The sequence below is a fragment of the Myxacorys chilensis genome, from assembly GCF_059505265.1.
The window spans coordinates 1-2080 of the sequence record NZ_JCACKG010000034.1 but is presented as its reverse complement, the minus strand read 5'-3'; the positions used below and the strand labels follow the sequence as shown (position 1 = coordinate 2080).

The window sequence follows — 2080 nt, the reverse complement described above, 5'->3', positions numbered from 1 at the left end:
GCGGTAGCCCGAAGTGTCGAAGCGGTGGACGGTCTTCACCACGTAGTAGCTCGCCGAAAACTGCTGGCCGAGGCCGGTGAGCGCGACGCCGGTGTCCGGCACCAGCTCGGGTAGGCCGAAAGTCTCGCCCTCGCCCTTGAGCAGATCGTTCGCGCGCATCGCCATCGCCGCCTCGGCGCGCTGGTCGGCCTCCTCCCGCGACTTCACCGGGAGCTTGAGCACCAGCACCGAATCCCTGCCGAAGGCGCTGCGCTGGATGTCGCCACCCGCCGGCTCGCCCTTATTGCCCTTGTCGGCGGTCGCGACACCGACGATCGCTTCCTTGCGGACCTCGTCCCAGCCGTGGACCTCGACCTTCTTGACCTGGTTGCCGAGGTTGATCTCCGGCTTGAAGCTGAGCAGGTCACTGCCCTGCACCAGCGTCGCGAGCGGCGGATCGACCGGGCTGCGCGGCCGGAACACCAGCTTGTCCACGGTGTCGGAGCCGCGGATGAAGAACTCCCACTTCCTTTCGCGCGTCGAGAAGTTCTCGACCAGCTTGCGCAGGAAATCGAGGTCGGTCTGGTGGTTGGCGTCGAGCGTGATGTTGGCGGGTGGCGTGCCGGAGAAGGTCAGCGACAGCCCGTTCGCCTGAGCCACCATATTGACTGCGTCGCGCACCGACTTGTTCTCGAGCCGATGCTCGCGCGTGCCGATCGTCAGGAGGTAGGCGGCATCGGTTCCCGACACCTCGACCTCCGGCGAGCCGCCCTCCGAGAAACCGGTGGAGATCGCGGTGATGTACCCCGAGATGATCGGCGTCCGCCGCGCCAGGTCGCCGTAGCCCATGCGGATCCAGACGCGCCGGCCGAGCTTGAGGATCGGCATTAGCGGCTGTCCGAATCGCGTGAGGAAATCGCCTTTCTCGACGTCGAACGCACGCGGGATCGTGAAACGGAAGGTGTTGGCGACACTGAGCTGAAGGTCGACCTCGACCTGTGTGAAGTCGAGCCCGAGCCCGGTGCGGATGTCGTTGTCCGGGCGCTCGAACGCGATCGTCGCTGCCGGAGCGAACAGGTCGGTCTGGCCGCCGCTAGCCTCGGTTAAGAGCATTCTCTACCTCCAGCGGGGGCACGCGCAGCCAGTCACCGGGCTCGAGCGCGCGGGGCTCGTCGACGTCGCTCGCTTCGGCGATGGCACGCCAGTGGCGCGGGTCGCCGTATTCGCGGTGCGCGATCATCCAGATCGATTCCGAAGCGCGGACCTGCCGCCGCTTCGTCTTATCGGCGCTTTCGAGCCGGACGTTCGGCGCCTCGCGGGAACGCTCGCGATACTCCCTGAACGCGACCGAGAGCGTCGCGCGCGCCGGCGTGCCGTCCGGGCGGAACAGCGTGACCTTCCGCCCGACCTTCTCGAGCACCGCCTCGAAGCGCAGCGGTCCCCAGACGAAGCGGACACGCGGCGGCGCGTGCAGCCCGCGGTCGATGTCGAGCAGCGACACGACCTCGTCGATCCGCTCGCGCACGCTCTTCTTCTCACCCCTGCCGCTGAGCAGCGGGACCTCGGCGGGGGGGCCGTCGGGATCGGTCCAGTCGTCGAGGAACAATTCGAGCGAAAGCGTCGCGGCATCGCCGTTCACGAACTGGATCAGCGGACTGCCGATGCTCGGAAGCGGCGTCGTCTTGTAGGCGTTGGCGCGTTCGATGCTGTATTCGGCCGGATTGAAGAGCACCGGGATCTTCTTGTACTCGGTGGCGTTGACCGTCTCGATGTAGGCCTTTTCGAGCGAGGCTCCGAACATTACAAACCCCTTCTGAGCCGGTCGCTGCGCAGCCGCCGGTCGAGCCGCTCCATCACCTCGTCGACGAGCCGCCCGGTGTCGGGAGACGCCACCTGCACCGTCTCCCGCGTTGTGGCCGACCGCGCGATGTCGGTCGTGGCCGCGACCGCGCCGCCGGCAGCGAGCGTGCGCGCCAGCGACGCGAGGTCGGTCCGCGTCTCGCGCTGCGACGCCGGCTGCGCCCACGCGATCTCGACGGGGGCCCGGTGCCGGACGGGCGCGACGTCGGTCCGCGCCGCGCCGCGCCACGCAACGCCGGCC

General features: G+C 68.4%; 3 protein-coding genes. All 3 read right to left on the bottom strand.

Annotated elements, in window-relative coordinates; all coding sequences use genetic code 11:
* A partial coding sequence (locus tag AC5JLB_RS01850; RefSeq protein WP_495872157.1) for a phage late control D family protein occupies positions 1-1092 on the bottom strand: 1092 nt, incomplete at its 3' end.
* Entirely contained in the window at positions 1073-1780 is a 708-nt protein-coding gene (locus AC5JLB_RS01845) for a CIS tube protein (protein ID WP_495872156.1), read from the bottom strand. The genes AC5JLB_RS01845 and AC5JLB_RS01850, both read right to left, overlap by 20 nt.
* The coding region (locus AC5JLB_RS01840; protein WP_495872155.1) for a hypothetical protein at positions 1780-2080 on the bottom strand (301 nt) is incomplete at its 5' end. The genes AC5JLB_RS01840 and AC5JLB_RS01845, both read right to left, overlap by 1 nt.

What these genes read in the sequence shown, in the direction of transcription:
- AC5JLB_RS01845 (WP_495872156.1), bottom strand. Translation starts at nt 1,780, where the DNA reads ATGTTCGGAGCCTCGCTCGAAAAGGCCTACATCGAGACGGTCAACGCC.